The organism is Kitasatospora sp. NPDC057542 (assembly GCF_042801945.1).
Taxonomy (GTDB): Bacteria; Actinomycetota; Actinomycetes; order Streptomycetales; family Streptomycetaceae; genus Kitasatospora.
Genome location: NZ_JBHVFE010000047.1, coordinates 1 through 12,545, shown reverse-complemented (window position 1 = coordinate 12,545; position 12,545 = coordinate 1). Strand labels below are relative to the sequence as shown.

The window sequence follows — 12,545 nt, the reverse complement described above, 5'->3', positions numbered from 1 at the left end:
ATGCTGCTCAGGGTTCCTGCTGACCTTCCCGCCACCGCGCTGCGGGTCGGCGACCTTCGCGGGTTTCTGGGGGTGATGCCCGACGACCTGCTGGTGGCCGCCGACTGTCCGGGGCAGGGCGGCCCGGTCCGTGTCCCGCTGGGGTGGCCGGTGAAGGCGTCGGTGCGCGACGAGTCCGGCCGCCGCGTGCCGGTGGTCGCCCTGCCCCAGGTCGGTATCGACGACGGGCAGGCCATGACGGTGTCGCGCCTGTACTACCGGCTCGCGGACCTGCCTGCGGACGCGCTTGTGGTGACGGTCTGGGAGGTTGACGACGGCCCCCGACAGACCACGATCGGCACCCCCCAGTTCGGCGACCTCATCAACGAGGCCTCCGGGCTCACGATCCGGGCGGTCGTCCTGTCCGCCGTCCTCAGCGGCGCGACCGGCACGGCGTACGACGAGATCACCTACAACCTCGGCTGGGAGTAGCTCGAAGGCCCGACAGGCCAACTGGGCACCTAGTAACGTTACTAGGTGCCCAGCTCGGCGTTGAGGCCTGCTTCTCAGCGCCTCGCGTGAGGCGCTGGCTGCCTGCTGGTCTGGTAGGCGGCCAGCGCCCTTGAAGAGCTACTCACGTGAGTAGGTAAGGGGTCTGCCGGCTGCTGTCCGTGCCAGCCCGCGCGGGGCCCGGGTGGCTACCGGCGGCGGAGCAGCGACCACAGGACCGGGCCGGTGAGTCCGATGAGGGCCGAGGTGGTCGTCGGCCAGCCGACCTGGTTGTGCAGGCTCGCGGTGGTCAGGGCGCCGTGGCCGCAGACCGCGAGGTCCCGCCAGGTCACCGGCAGGTCGCCGGGTGACGGCGACGCAGATCCTTTGAACTGTGCCATGATGGACGTGTTCCCTTTCTGCTAAATGAGGGCAGCATTGCGGAGCGCGCGGGTCACCCTCGTCACAGGGTGGCCCGCACCGCGCCCCGATACTAGGGACTTGGCTGACGTCTCGCCAAATCGCGAAAGTCTCTTCACGAATCGTTCCAGTTGAGGACCCCTCCGGGCTTCTCGGCGCAATGTGCTGATAGCCGTCCAGGGTTGCGCGAGGCGGCGCTCGGCTGGCACAGCTGTCGGTGCGGCCGACACTTCTTGTAACCCGCGCCCGCAAGGGTTGCTCGGGCCCGTTATGACAGGTGAACGGCCTATGGAGTCGAGGGGCGGTCAGTGAAATGACTTTATGCCGATTCTGCCGGAATGCCACTGGCGAAAGGATTGTCTAGATGGCTGGACATTTGCGTAGTGGGCGATTTCGCGTGATTGGATTCGACAATCCCCGAACTTGCTTTCAAGTAATTTATATCAACCTCCCTCGGGAAGTGGCTGCGGCGGCTCTTTGTTTTGTGCGGGGAGTCGGGCGGAAAGGCTTGGCGGAATGCAATTGCCAACTGTCGGCATGTCTGGTTTCTGCTTTGGGTGAGAGGCTCTCCCGGATGTGTCGAGAAGCCGTTGACCTGGGGTTCGTCATACGTTCGACCGGTGAGTAGCCGCCGCGGTCGCCGTCCCGCCCTCGATCCGGAGGTGGAGAAGCGGCTCTTGGATGCCGTGCGCGCGGGCGTTCCGGTCAGCGATGCGGCGCCGATGGCCGGCATCCACCCGAGCACCGTGTACCGGTGGCTGGAACGCGGGGAACAAGAGCAACAACGGCGGGAGGCCGGGCTGCGGGCCCGGTCCGGGGAGCAGGTGTTCTGCGAGTTCCGCGACAGGTTCACGCGCGCGCGCAGCGAGGGCAAGGCGCAGCTGGTGCTGCTCGTGCGGAAGGCGGCGAGCGGGGGTCACGTGGTGCGGGAGCGCACCCGGACGGTGCGCGACCCGGAGACCGGCGAGCGGGTCGTGCAGGTCGAGCGGGACTTCGCCCAGCCGGACTGGCGCGCGGCGCAGTTCCTCCTCGCGTGCCTGGCGCCGGAGACGTTCGGCCGGGCGGCGCAGGCCCGGATCGAGGTCGCGCCGGCGGGCGGAGGCGAGCTGTCGGCGGCCGCGGTGGACCAGGGGCCCGGTGTCGAGCGGTTGGCGGTCCGGCTGGCCAAGATCCGGCAGGACTTCGCGGCGGAGCTGGAGGAGGACGCCGCGGTGGTCGACGCGGAGCTGGTGGACGGCCCGGAGGGCTGAGGCGAGGGCCTCTCGGCCCCCGGGGCGGGCCTGTTCCGGGTGCGATCGGCTCGGGTGTCCGGGTAGGACATTCATCCCAACTCCCTTGTCATATAAGGCTGTTGTCCTGATTGCCGTCCCCTGGCGAGTGTGGGCGCAGCCGGGTCAAAGGGGCCCAAAGGGGGACAGGGGAGAGTCCGCATGGCGAACAAAGACGTTGAACTGGGCCGGGCCACGGCCATGGTGGCGGAGCGGGTCGTCGCCGAGCTGACGTCCGCCAACCGCGTGCTTCAGAGCGTTGGCCTCGGCGACCTTCCGGACCACGCGATCAACGGAGGGGCCCTGGTCAGCTACCTCCCGCCTGGGGTGCTGAGTGTGTCCGAGGTGCGGCAGATGACCACCCTGGCCGCGCTGTGGCGGCTGTGGGCGAAGGGAAAGAACGTCGCCGCGATGCACCCCGACATGGCCTCGGAGCTGGCGACGTACCGGACCGGCAAGCTGCCGGGGCAACTGTTCCGCAACCTGGCCCGCCATCCCAACCTGATGGTCGCGTTCGCCGAGCCGCCTACGGTCGAGCTCGTCGCGGGGGACGGCGGCAAGGGGCGGCTGCTGGTGATGCTCTTCAGCGGGCGGCGCACCCCGGACAAGCTGCTGTGCCTGACCAGCGACCACCGGATGGACGAGATCGCCGTCGTCGTGATCTGCGAGCCGATCGCCGAGGACGGCACCCCGCTGCCGCCTCCGCCCGGCGGGACGACACCGGTGCTGGAGTTCTGTCACCTGTCGATCCCGGCCAGAATGGGCGACGAGTTCACCGTCGAGGACCTCGCGCTGAGGATCGCCCGTAAGAGCGGTCGGGAGGAGCCGACCGACGCCCAACGCGCGATCGTGACGAGGGCCCTGCAAGTCGCTGTCTACCTGTGTTCCTCGAAGGCGGACATCGCCGCCCCGCCGGCGCCGCGAGGCAAGGCCGCCAAACCCGGCAAGCAGTGGCGATGGAACAAGCCGGACACCTTCCTGCGCCTCGGCTGGCGGCTCGGCCCACGCCTGAAGGCCGCTCGAGTGCGCGCCCAGGAAGCGCGGCGCAGCGCCGCCCGGAGCACCGGCGGCAGCGGCGCAGCAGGAGGCTGGAGGCAGTACACCCACCTTCGGAGCGGACACCTCAAGACCGTCTGGTACGGGCCGGGGAAGAAGCTCTCCGACTCGCGGTTGATAGAGCCGTACTGGGTGTCGGAGGACCTGCTCGATGAGGACGGGCAGGCCCCCGAAGGCATCATCCGGCCTGTGAGGTAAGGCTGTTGTCCGCCTCCGGGCGGGGCGGGGAGGGTGGAGGGGTCCGCCAACGCCGGGCCCCGCACCCTACTTCGCCGGGAAGGCACCGGGCCCGGGCGCCCGAGAGGCCCCGGGCCGGCTGGGGCTGGCGCTGGTGGACTCCATGTTGCCGAGCCCCGCCGCGAACGGGGCCTCCCCGGAGGACGAGATGATCGACCTTGACCTGTCCGACCTGCCGCCCGCTCTGGCGGCCCGGCCGCGTGACGAGAAGCGAGGCCTGCCGATTCCCGTCGTCAGCATGCACGACGGTGGCGTTGTCGACTTCGTGACCCTCAACGGCACGGCTGCCCTGCGGCTGGCCCTCGCGAAGCAGTGTTCGCTGTGCGACGAGCCGCTGGCGGGGCCAGCCGCGTTCCTCGGCGGCCCGATGTCGGCGGAGGCGGGCCACTACTCGGACCCGCCGATGCACGAGGCCTGCGCGCAGGCGGCGCTCACGTTGTGCCCGCACATCGCTCGGCCGCACGCCCGCCGCGCCAGCGCGCGGCGCGTCGCGGACGACGCCTCCATACCGGTCGGGTTCACCGAGGAGAAGCCCGAGGAATGGGTGCTGGTCATCGCGTCCGGCTACCTCGTCGGCGCCGCGCCCGCCGAGGGCGGCGGCCTGGTCCCGCTGTTTGTAGTGCGTGACCGGATACGCGAGCGTCGATTCGTCTACCAGGACGGTGTGTTGACTGAAACGGCCGCCGTCTGACGGCGCGACCTTAACGACCGGTCCGGCCTAGCGTCCCGGCACACCAACCACCCGACCGGGAGGAAACCGTGCCGACCATCAATCGGGCCGACCGAGGGCGGGAGGCGAGCCGATGAAGCTCGTCTCCCGCTCCGAGTGGGGCGCAGCGGCGCCCACCGGCTCCTATACCCGCATCAGCTCCACCCGCGGTGTCAAGATCCACTACGAGGGCTCGGCGGTCCCCGGTGGCCTGCGGGGCGACCACGGCCGGTGCGCCGGCCACATGCGCGACATCCAGCGCTCCCACCTCAACAACCGGAGCGAGGGCTGGCTCGACATCGCCTACTCGTTCGTGGTGTGCCCCCACGGATACGTGTTCGAGGGGCGAGGCCTGAACCGGAAGAACGGCGCGAACGGCAACTCCGCGCTCAACTCCGGCCACTACGCGGTGTGCGCGATGGTCGGTACCGAGGGCATCACCTCGCCGACCGACGCGATGCTCGACGGCCTGGTCGACGCGATCGAGTACTGCCAGGCGCAGGGCGGCGCCGGCGGCGAGGTCCGCGGCCACAGGGACGGCTACGCGACGTCGTGCCCCGGCGACGAGCTGTACGACTGGGTGCAGCGCGGCACCCCCCGGCCCGGCGGCGGTGGTGGCGACGGGACGCCCGACCCTCAGTCGTCGGGCGACGGCGCCGGCGTCTACACCGTGCAGTCCGGCGACACCCTCAGCGCGATCGCCGGGCGGTTCGAGACCGGTGTGGCGCAGGTGGCGGCGCTCAACGGCATCGCCAACCCGGACCTGATACAGGTCGGCCAGCAGCTCCAGATCCCGGCCCCGCCGTTCCCGGGACGCGAGCACTTCGTACTGGGCGCGCACAGCCCCTACGCGAAGCAGTTGCAGACCTGGCTCCAGGCGGGCGACTGGGGTCCGCCCTACCGGGTCGGGCCGAGCGAGGACATGGAACAGCTGGACCTGCGCAAGGTGCAGGCGCTCCAGGAGTACTACGTGGGCGACCTCGGGCCGGCGGATGGGCTGACCGGGCCGTTGACGTGGCTGTACGCCTTCCAGGCGGCTCACGGGCTGCGGGGTCGGTAGGGGTCAACTCGGTTGCGGGGCGGGCGCATTGAGTGCCCGCCCCGAACTTAAATTTACTGAGGTCTTCTTATTTGACTCAGGTCTGTTTTATGCGAGGCTGGTCCTGCCAGCCGGGGACCGCGAACCCCCGGCCCGACGAAGGAGATAGCCCGATGACGAACGAGACCACCCCCGCCGAGGCCCCTGCCGAGGACGGAGCCCGCCGCCCCCGCCGGGCGGTGACCCTGCGCCTGGACCTGCGGACCCTGGCGGCTGTCGGCCTGGCCGGGGCCGGGTTCATCACCGGCACGCTGGTGATGAGCCGCCCGGCGGCCACCCCGGTCCCCGGTGCCCAGCCCGCCCAGACCCCGGCCGTACCGAGCCTGACGGCGTCCCCGGTGCAGCTGGGCACCGAGGCCCCGACCGCCCCCGCGCTGCCGACCCCGGCCCCCGCGCTGCCGACCCTGACCCCGGCCCTGGGGACCGCCCCGGCCGCGCTGCCCGTCCCGGTGGCCTCCGAGCTGAGCCCGGCCCCGGCCCTGCCGTCGCAGCCCGGCGAGCAGAGCACCCCGGCCCCCGTCCCGACCGTGACCGTCACGGTCACCCACGTGCAGACCGCTCCGTCGGTCGGAGCCCCGTCCCCGACCGGCGGCCCGAGCGCCTGCGTCCCGAACCCGTCCCCGTCCCCGACCGGTGAGGTCAGCCCGACCCCCGGACCGAACCCGACCCCGACCCCGACCAGCGCGCCGGTCACCCCCGGACGCCCGACCCCCAGTCGCTGACCCCCCGACCGGCCCCGCCCCCGGCAGGGCCGGTCGGCCCCCGCCCGAAAGGACACCGCCCATGCGCGGCACCGCCCTGCTCGTCGGCTCCCTCCTCGCCGGACTGGTGCTCGGAAGCATCAGCGGCGCCGCCGTGGCCCGCAACGCCGACGGCCCCGCCCCGGCCCCGGCCGTCACCACCTCCCAGCCCGCCGACCCCACCTGCCCCGCCCCGGCCAAGCCCGCCACGGGCTCGCCGCAGCCCTCCCCGGGCCCGACCCCGGTGCCCGCGCCCCGATCCGCGTAGGAACCCCGTAGACCCCCCGGGCCGGGCGACGTGACCACGCACCGTCCCCGGCCCGGGGTCCAACACCGAACTCAGGAGCCAGACCCATGACCGTCAACAAGCGCGTCCTCATCGACCGCGTCGCCCCCGCGCTCGGAGGCCGGCAGCCTGCCGCCCGCGCCGTCGAGGCCGTCCTCGACGCCATCGTGCGCGCCGTCGTCGACGGCGAGCGTGTGTCCGTCACCGGCTTCGGCACCTTCCAGGCCGTCGAGGTCGCGAGCCGGAGCGCCCGCAACCCCCAGACCGGAGGCAGGGTCGTCGTGCCGGCGAGTCGAGTCCCGCGCTTCCGCGCCCACGAGCGCTTCCGCGACTTCGCCGACGGCCGCCGCGAGATGCCGCAGGAGGGCAGCGTGACCCGCAAGGACCCCAAGGGCACCCACACCTCGAGGGGAGGCGCGGCGTGAACCGCCTCGCGGCCCGACTCGCGGACTTCGTCGCCCAGTTCGAGCCCGAGCCCCCCACTCCGTACGTGCTGCGCCGCGACGTCGACGTGACCGGCGTCTCCGGCACGGGCGTGGTGGCGGAAGGCGCGATCTTCTCGGCCGCCGCCGGCTCCACCGGGGTCACCCGCTGGCGTGGTGAGCGGGGTTCCACCGTCGCCTGGGACCACGCCCGGGACATCGAGCCGATCCACGGGCACGGCGGCGCGACCCGCGTCGTCCTGCTGCCGGTGTCGGCCATGCTCGGCGCGCTCGCCTCCGTTGCCGAACTCGGGCAGCAGGGTGGCGGTGACGAGTGGGCGAGGGGCTGGAACGAGGCGCTGCGCACGGTTCACGGCCTGGTGGACCGGGCCCTGGGGCCGCATCTGGCCGCAGCCGAGGAGCACGCAACCCCAGCTGAATGAACATAGGTCTTCTTTATTGACCTAGGTCTGTTTGTGCGGGAGGCTGGTACCGCCAGCCGGGGACCGCGAACCCCCGGCCCGACCTAGGAGAGACCGACGATGGCCTTCAGCAACGGAACCCACCCGCCCCTGGCGGACGGCACGACCGTGGAGTACCTCGGGCGGGTGGAGTCCCTGCACCACCGGATGCTCACCACCCGGCGCGGTACGAGCACCTGCGACACGTACACCGACGAGACCGGCGTGCAGCAGCACCTGTACGACCTGCTCGACGGTGACGAACTGGTGCTGAGCCACGTGCACCCGGCCGACCTCATGGACTGGACCCCGCCGACGGACGAGAACGGGCAGCTGCTCGACCCCTTCGCCCCGCAGCACGGCTAACCCGAAGGGCCCGGCGGCAGCGACCACCCTGCCGCCGGGCCCGCGCCGACCGCCCACCCCGTCACCAGAGCAGGAGCACACCGTGGAGCCGACCAGGGCCATCTACCACGGCAGCAAGACCGAACTGCACGGCCGCATCTTCACCGTCACCACCAACGAGGGCTGCGCCGGCCACATCGAGGCGCCCTTCGGCGGCGTCGAGGACTGCATCGCCCTCCTCGCCCCTGACGGCAGCGGCCTCCGGCACGTCCACCCGGACAGCATCACGATCCTCGCCCCCGACGGCGACCCGCTCCACCGCCCCGCCCGGGACGGTGACTGGACATGGGTGCCCGGCGTCGGTGAAGTCCGCTTCGCCTACGCCGAGTCCGGCATCAGCTACTGGACCGTGTGGGTCCACTACTACGCCTTCACCGGCCGCTGGATCATCCTGTCCGCGCGCGTGCGCCGAGACGAACGCACCGCCAAGCGCTCCCGCTACAGCTCCCCGCACGACGTCCTCACCTGGCGCATCCGCGCCTGCCTGGACGACCTCGCCGCCGACCGCAACCACGCCATCACCGACGCCTACGAGCGCTGCGCCGACGGCCTGGAACGGCACATGCAGCAGATCGAACTTGCCCTGCCCGCTGCGCCGCGCGCCGGCCACCCGGCCGCAAGCCACTGAACTGAGAGGACCCCATGCGCGTCTTCACCGCCACCACCTACCAGGACGACGGCCAGGCCGTCACCCCGGTGAGCATCGCCCTCCTGCGCGAGGACGGCGCCTCCTACTACGCCATCAACGCCTCGATCGGGCACGCCAGCCTCGACCCCACCCAGACGGTCGGACCCGGCCTCGCCCACCTGCCGTGGTACGACGGCCACCTCGACCGCCGCGACCCGGACGTGCGCAACCGCGACCGGCTCGCCTGCGAGCTCGGGTGGTTCCTCAAGGACACCCCCAGCCCCGAACTGTGGTCATGGCGCGGGGACACCGACCACCTGGTCCTCGGGCGCATGTGCCACCGCCTCGGCGCGCTGCCCACTGCCGTGCCTGACTGGGTCGGCAGCCTGCGTCAGGAAGCCCACCGCCTCGCCCTGGCCATACGGGACCTGCCCCGGTGGCCGCGTCGCGACGCCCACCCCATGGAGACGGCCCGCCACTTCCAGCGCATCGCCCGCTGCCTGGACGCCGCCGCCGCCACCGATCCCCGCGAGCTGGACACCGCACACCGGGGCGGTGGCTGGTGAACCTCCCGAACCACACCACCCTGATCGGCAGCCTGTTGCAGGACCCGGAGCTCTACGAGGCGCCCGGCGCGCCCCCACGGGTGAAGTTCACCCTGCTACAGCGCCCGCGGCTCGCCGAGCCAGGCCAGCCGCGCGACCCGCAGGACAGACAGCTGACCGTGCGCTGCGTCGCCCTGCGGGACCTCGCGCACAGGATCGCCGAGACGTTGCGGGCGAACGACCGGGTCATCGTGATCGGGCGCCTCACCCAACGCGTGCACCAGCCGCCCGGCGAAAGCCCCCGGCTGCTGGTCGAAGTGACCGTCGAGGCGATCGGCACCCTGCTGTAGAACCCGTGCCCGCGCCCTGCCCCGCAGAGCGCGGGCACGCCACGCTGTTCGCCAGCCCCCGCAGCCCCTGGTAGACATAGACGACCCCCGGCCCGGCCGGACCGCAGCACGAAGGAGAGTACCGATGAGCGGCAAGGAGCCGGCCGCGACGCCGAAGCGCAGCAAGATGCGCCGAACCGCGGTGAGCCCCGGCGAGCGACTTGCCGCCGCCGCCCAGGAACTCCAGGCCGCGCTGGCGGCCGTCGAGGAAGCCGGCCTGGAGCCGATGGACCTCCTTGAGCAGTTGCGTGACCCGCTCGCGGTGATCGACGACACCGCGACCAAGATGCGCGAGATGCGCCTTAAGAGAGTCCTGGACGTCTACCCCGATCGGTCCGTCCCGGTCTACCGCATCTCCGACGCCTCCGGGCTGGCCGCCGCCCTCGTCACCCGGTACGCCAAGCAAGCCGGACTGGAACCGCGCAACCGCCGCGCGGGCAGCTAGTCGCCGACCAACTGCTCGCGAAGCTCGGCGAGAAGGTCCCGGCCGACCGATCGAGGGTGGGGATTGGCCGGCCCGACGCTGGTGCCGGCGTTCACCGGGCCCTCATCTTCCGGAGACAGGTGGCAGCCAGGGCGCCGTTGTAGACGAGCGCCGCTGCGGGGACCCAGGGCGGCGCACCGCCGCTGTCCGAGTCCGTCAGTTTGACGGTGAGCAGCACGGCCATGACGGCCGTAAAGGAAAGGGCGCCCAGGAACCGGCGGCGGATCCGGTTGCGTTCGCGCACTGGGCCGTCGGTCAGGTTCATGGCGTAGATCTCCACCTGGCCGAGTTCCTGCTGTGCGGCGCGCCCGGTGGCTGCCAGGTGCTCCCGTGCTTCGGTCACGTGCTGCTGGGCTGTGTGCCTGGGAAAGCCGTGCCGCCCGTACAGCAACTCGCCCAGTCGGCGCAGCCATTGTTCGTCGTCGAGCCGTCGGCCCTCGCTCGGGGAGAACCACCGGCTCACGATCCGCTCGGGTATGGCCAGCCCCAGGGTCGCGAGGAGCAGCGCGAACCCGAATGCCGCGGAAGGCGGGAACGGGAAGGAGTGCGCTTCCCGGACTGCGGGGAGTAACGCCGAACCGATGCTGGCCGCGGCGATGACGCCGGCACCGCTGCCAAAGAGCCAGGCCGTTCGAGTCCGTCCGGCCGCGCGCAGGGCGGGGAGGACCGCGAAGGTGGCGGCCACGAACACGGTGGCGGAAAAGGACGCGAGGAGAACCAAGGCGCCGGAGTGCCCCTTGTAGCCGAAGGTCCATACCGCGGCCATGATCAGGATGGCGATGCTTCCTGCCACCATGCCCTGCTGGAAATGCGTGAATGGTGCTCTTCCTTCGAGGTCGCGTGTGCTGCGGTGCCTGGGGTCGACCCGCTCGGTGGCCACCGCGGTGGCGTACTCCTTGGCGGGGCCGAAGAGTTCCTCCGCCGACTCCCCCGTCTCGGTCACCGCCTCGGCAACCTCCCCCAGCACACGGTTCACGAGGTCGCGCGGCACGCGGTGGACGAGGGTGAGCTCTCGTTCCAGCTTGTCGGTCCAGGCAGTGCGGCCGCTGTTGCCCGTCCGGGTCCCGGCCGTGGTCTTCGTCATGGGTTCTCCTGTTCGTGGGGTGTGGCAGGGGCCGCTGCCGGGATCGTCGCCGTCGTGTCGACTGCCGTGCGGAACTCCTGCCACGCCCGGCGCTCCCGCGCCAGCCGCTCCCGCCCCGTGTCGGTCAGCCGGTAGTACTTCCGGCCGGGCCCGCCCTCTCCGGGGGCCCACCGGACCTCGACCGCGCCGTCATCGGCGAGCCGTGTCAGCGCCGGGTACAGCACGGCTCCCTTGACGGTGCCGAGTCCCGACTCTTCGAGCTGCTGGGACAGCGCGTATCCGTAACTCTCTCCGCGCTCCAGCGTGGCCAGAAGGCACAGCGGCAGGACGGCGCGGAGCCATGCGGGCTGGGTGTCGCCCATGCATCAACCTCCCAAGATCACGACTAGTATGAGTTTCAGAATAGTCGGGCGTCAAGAGTATGAGCATCGGCCCTGTCTCTGGCGTCAGCGGCGGCTGTCGGACGCCCGCATCGCTCGTGCGGGCGACCGCTACCGTGGGCTCCCGCCGGGCGCCGGGCCGTCGCGCCTAGGGTCCCGGCAATTCGTTTCCGCTCAGGCTCTCGGGGTGCGCTGCGGGCGTGCCGAGTGGTGGAGGCGAGGCCCGGCGGCCGTGGCGCCATAGTGCCGTGCCCGCTCGGCTGGGTGGGGGTGCACTCCAATTTCCTGCTTCGAAGGGTGTGCCCAAGGGCGCCCGCCCAAGAATAGACTGAGGTCAAGAAAGCAGACGGAAGTCAGCTTCGTTGCCGGCCCGGACCGCGAATCCGGGCAGACCTCACAGGAGAAACCCCATGCGCGACAGCGACGTCATCACCGGCCGGGCCGACCTCGGCGCCATCGACAACACCACCGGCGAGGCAGCCTTCTACTCCCACCGCCAGCCCGCCTGGCACGGCCTCGGCACCGTCACCGAGGAGGCCAAGACCAGCAAGGAGGTGCTGCACCTCGCCAAGCTGGACTGGGAGGTCGAGAAGCTGCCGATCCTGCCGATGAACAAGGGCAAGCTCGGCAAGAAGATCCCCAACCGCTTCGCCACCGTCCGTACCGACACCGGTGACTGGGTCGGCGGCCTCGTCGGCAACACCTGGACCCCGATCCAGAACCGCGACGCCTTCACCTTCCTGGACGAGTTGGTGGGCGGCGGCCACGTCACCTACGAGACCGCCGGTGCGCTCGACGGCGGCCGGGTCGTCTTCATGTCCGTCAAGTCCCCGAGCATCACCCTCGACCCCGAGGGCGCGGCCGACCGCATCGACCTCTACACGCTCTTCGCCAACAGCCACGACGGTCGCTCCGCCGCCGTCGCCGTCGAGACCCCGGTGCGGGCGGTGTGCACCAACACCCTCGACATGGCCGTCAACGAGGCCCAGCGCGTCTGGAAGGTCCGCCACACCATCGACGCCCTTGACCGGCTGGAGGAGGCCCGGCGCACCCTCGGCTTCACCGAGCACTACGCCGCAGCCCTGGAGGCCGAGGCCACCGCCCTGTACCAGCAGGCGATGACCAACCAGGAGTTCGACAAGCTGATCACCCGGCTCTGGGGGGGCCCGAGCAAGGATGCGCGCAAGCACATCGTCGCCGCCCACGATGAGCGCCGGGACCGGCTGCACCATCTGTTCGCCGAGGCCCACACCCAGGACAACATCCGGGGCACCCGCTGGGCCGCCCTCCAGGCCGTCGTGGAGTTCGAGGACTACTTCCGAACCGTCAAGACCCCCGATTCCCTGACCGAGCAGGAGCACCGCGCCAACCTGGCGATGACCACCCTGCTGCACGACCAGAAGAGCCCGCTCAAGGACACGGCGAAGGCCCTGCTCCTCGCGGCGTGACCCGGCGGCCGGGGGC

General features: G+C 71.4%; 18 protein-coding genes. 15 read left to right on the top strand and 3 right to left on the bottom strand.

Annotated elements, in window-relative coordinates; genetic code table 11:
* Positions 1–471 (top strand): hypothetical protein, encoded by a 471-nt coding sequence (locus ACFU7Y_RS09070; protein ID WP_224273327.1) that lies wholly within the window; start codon positions 1–3, stop codon positions 469–471.
* Positions 472–677: 206 nt separating this feature from the next.
* Here ACFU7Y_RS09070 and ACFU7Y_RS09065 read toward each other — a convergent pair whose 3' ends face one another.
* Positions 678–869, bottom strand: a complete 192-nt coding sequence (locus ACFU7Y_RS09065) for a hypothetical protein (RefSeq protein WP_224273329.1) — start codon at positions 867–869, stop codon at positions 678–680.
* A 639-nt stretch (positions 870–1,508) separates the two neighbouring features.
* Here ACFU7Y_RS09065 and ACFU7Y_RS09060 point away from each other — a divergent pair.
* The 13 genes from ACFU7Y_RS09060 (at position 1,509) to ACFU7Y_RS09000 (ending at position 9,578) form a co-directional block, all read left to right on the top strand.
* Positions 1,509–2,138 carry a helix-turn-helix domain-containing protein gene (locus ACFU7Y_RS09060; protein ID WP_224273331.1) on the top strand — a complete coding sequence of 210 codons (630 nt, stop codon included), beginning with the start codon at positions 1,509–1,511 and terminating at the stop codon, positions 2,136–2,138.
* A 180-nt stretch (positions 2,139–2,318) separates the two neighbouring features.
* The gene (locus ACFU7Y_RS09055) at positions 2,319–3,410 is read left to right on the top strand and encodes a hypothetical protein (RefSeq protein WP_380767069.1); all 1,092 of its coding nucleotides are present in this window, start codon (positions 2,319–2,321) and stop codon (positions 3,408–3,410) included.
* Positions 3,411–3,597: 187 nt separating this feature from the next.
* The gene (locus ACFU7Y_RS09050) at positions 3,598–4,140 is read left to right on the top strand and encodes a hypothetical protein (protein ID WP_380767067.1); all 543 of its coding nucleotides are present in this window, start codon (positions 3,598–3,600) and stop codon (positions 4,138–4,140) included.
* Positions 4,141–4,252: 112 nt separating this feature from the next.
* Positions 4,253–5,218 carry a LysM peptidoglycan-binding domain-containing protein gene (locus tag ACFU7Y_RS09045; RefSeq protein WP_380767065.1) on the top strand — a complete coding sequence of 322 codons (966 nt, stop codon included), beginning with the start codon at positions 4,253–4,255 and terminating at the stop codon, positions 5,216–5,218.
* Between the two features lie 152 nt (positions 5,219–5,370).
* On the top strand, positions 5,371–5,979 hold the full coding sequence (locus tag ACFU7Y_RS09040; RefSeq protein WP_380767063.1) for a hypothetical protein: 609 nt from the start codon (positions 5,371–5,373) through the stop codon (positions 5,977–5,979).
* 61 nt (positions 5,980–6,040) lie between these two features.
* Positions 6,041–6,265: a hypothetical protein gene (locus ACFU7Y_RS09035; RefSeq protein ID WP_380767061.1), complete on the top strand. Its 225-nt coding sequence runs from the start codon at positions 6,041–6,043 to the stop codon at positions 6,263–6,265.
* 86 nt (positions 6,266–6,351) lie between these two features.
* Positions 6,352–6,708 (top strand): HU family DNA-binding protein, encoded by a 357-nt coding sequence (locus ACFU7Y_RS09030; protein WP_224273342.1) that lies wholly within the window; start codon positions 6,352–6,354, stop codon positions 6,706–6,708.
* Positions 6,705–7,148 carry a hypothetical protein gene (locus ACFU7Y_RS09025; RefSeq protein WP_380767059.1) on the top strand — a complete coding sequence of 148 codons (444 nt, stop codon included), beginning with the start codon at positions 6,705–6,707 and terminating at the stop codon, positions 7,146–7,148. The genes ACFU7Y_RS09030 and ACFU7Y_RS09025 overlap by 4 nt, the downstream gene beginning before the upstream one ends.
* A 99-nt stretch (positions 7,149–7,247) precedes the next feature.
* Positions 7,248–7,532, top strand: coding sequence for a hypothetical protein (locus ACFU7Y_RS09020; protein WP_380767057.1), 285 nt, complete (start codon positions 7,248–7,250; stop codon positions 7,530–7,532).
* A gap of 82 nt (positions 7,533–7,614) precedes the next feature.
* Positions 7,615–8,199 carry a hypothetical protein gene (locus ACFU7Y_RS09015; RefSeq protein ID WP_224273348.1) on the top strand — a complete coding sequence of 195 codons (585 nt, stop codon included), beginning with the start codon at positions 7,615–7,617 and terminating at the stop codon, positions 8,197–8,199.
* 14 nt (positions 8,200–8,213) lie between these two features.
* Positions 8,214–8,765 carry a hypothetical protein gene (locus ACFU7Y_RS09010; protein WP_224273350.1) on the top strand — a complete coding sequence of 184 codons (552 nt, stop codon included), beginning with the start codon at positions 8,214–8,216 and terminating at the stop codon, positions 8,763–8,765.
* Positions 8,762–9,094, top strand: coding sequence for a single-stranded DNA-binding protein (locus tag ACFU7Y_RS09005; protein WP_224273367.1), 333 nt, complete (start codon positions 8,762–8,764; stop codon positions 9,092–9,094). Before ACFU7Y_RS09010 ends, ACFU7Y_RS09005 begins: the two co-directional genes overlap by 4 nt.
* Positions 9,095–9,218: 124 nt before the next feature.
* A complete protein-coding gene (locus ACFU7Y_RS09000; RefSeq protein ID WP_224273369.1) occupies positions 9,219–9,578 on the top strand; it encodes a hypothetical protein in 360 nt (119 codons plus the stop codon).
* Between the two features lie 91 nt (positions 9,579–9,669).
* Here ACFU7Y_RS09000 and ACFU7Y_RS08995 read toward each other — a convergent pair whose 3' ends face one another.
* Positions 9,670–10,701, bottom strand: coding sequence for a hypothetical protein (locus ACFU7Y_RS08995; protein ID WP_224273371.1), 1,032 nt, complete (start codon positions 10,699–10,701; stop codon positions 9,670–9,672).
* On the bottom strand, positions 10,698–11,063 hold the full coding sequence (locus ACFU7Y_RS08990; RefSeq protein ID WP_224273373.1) for a PadR family transcriptional regulator: 366 nt from the start codon (positions 11,061–11,063) through the stop codon (positions 10,698–10,700). Before ACFU7Y_RS08990 ends, ACFU7Y_RS08995 begins: the two co-directional genes overlap by 4 nt.
* A gap of 428 nt (positions 11,064–11,491) precedes the next feature.
* On the opposite strand from ACFU7Y_RS08990, the gene ACFU7Y_RS08985 reads away from it, so the two are divergent.
* Positions 11,492–12,529, top strand: coding sequence for a DUF932 domain-containing protein (locus ACFU7Y_RS08985; protein WP_380767054.1), 1,038 nt, complete (start codon positions 11,492–11,494; stop codon positions 12,527–12,529).
* Positions 12,530–12,545: the final 16 nt, after the last annotated feature.

Coding starts and splice junctions, on each gene's coding strand:
- ACFU7Y_RS09070 (WP_224273327.1), top strand. CDS start 1: ATGCTGCTCAGGGTTCCTGCTGACCTTCCCGCCACCGCGCTGCGGGTC.
- ACFU7Y_RS09065 (WP_224273329.1), bottom strand. CDS start 869: ATGGCACAGTTCAAAGGATCTGCGTCGCCGTCACCCGGCGACCTGCCG.
- ACFU7Y_RS09055 (WP_380767069.1), top strand. CDS start 2,319: ATGGCGAACAAAGACGTTGAACTGGGCCGGGCCACGGCCATGGTGGCG.
- ACFU7Y_RS09050 (WP_380767067.1), top strand. CDS start 3,598: ATGATCGACCTTGACCTGTCCGACCTGCCGCCCGCTCTGGCGGCCCGG.
- ACFU7Y_RS09045 (WP_380767065.1), top strand. CDS start 4,253: ATGAAGCTCGTCTCCCGCTCCGAGTGGGGCGCAGCGGCGCCCACCGGC.
- ACFU7Y_RS09040 (WP_380767063.1), top strand. CDS start 5,371: ATGACGAACGAGACCACCCCCGCCGAGGCCCCTGCCGAGGACGGAGCC.
- ACFU7Y_RS09035 (WP_380767061.1), top strand. CDS start 6,041: ATGCGCGGCACCGCCCTGCTCGTCGGCTCCCTCCTCGCCGGACTGGTG.
- ACFU7Y_RS09030 (WP_224273342.1), top strand. CDS start 6,352: ATGACCGTCAACAAGCGCGTCCTCATCGACCGCGTCGCCCCCGCGCTC.
- ACFU7Y_RS09020 (WP_380767057.1), top strand. CDS start 7,248: ATGGCCTTCAGCAACGGAACCCACCCGCCCCTGGCGGACGGCACGACC.
- ACFU7Y_RS09010 (WP_224273350.1), top strand. CDS start 8,214: ATGCGCGTCTTCACCGCCACCACCTACCAGGACGACGGCCAGGCCGTC.
- ACFU7Y_RS09000 (WP_224273369.1), top strand. CDS start 9,219: ATGAGCGGCAAGGAGCCGGCCGCGACGCCGAAGCGCAGCAAGATGCGC.
- ACFU7Y_RS08995 (WP_224273371.1), bottom strand. CDS start 10,701: ATGACGAAGACCACGGCCGGGACCCGGACGGGCAACAGCGGCCGCACT.
- ACFU7Y_RS08990 (WP_224273373.1), bottom strand. CDS start 11,063: ATGGGCGACACCCAGCCCGCATGGCTCCGCGCCGTCCTGCCGCTGTGC.
- ACFU7Y_RS08985 (WP_380767054.1), top strand. CDS start 11,492: ATGCGCGACAGCGACGTCATCACCGGCCGGGCCGACCTCGGCGCCATC.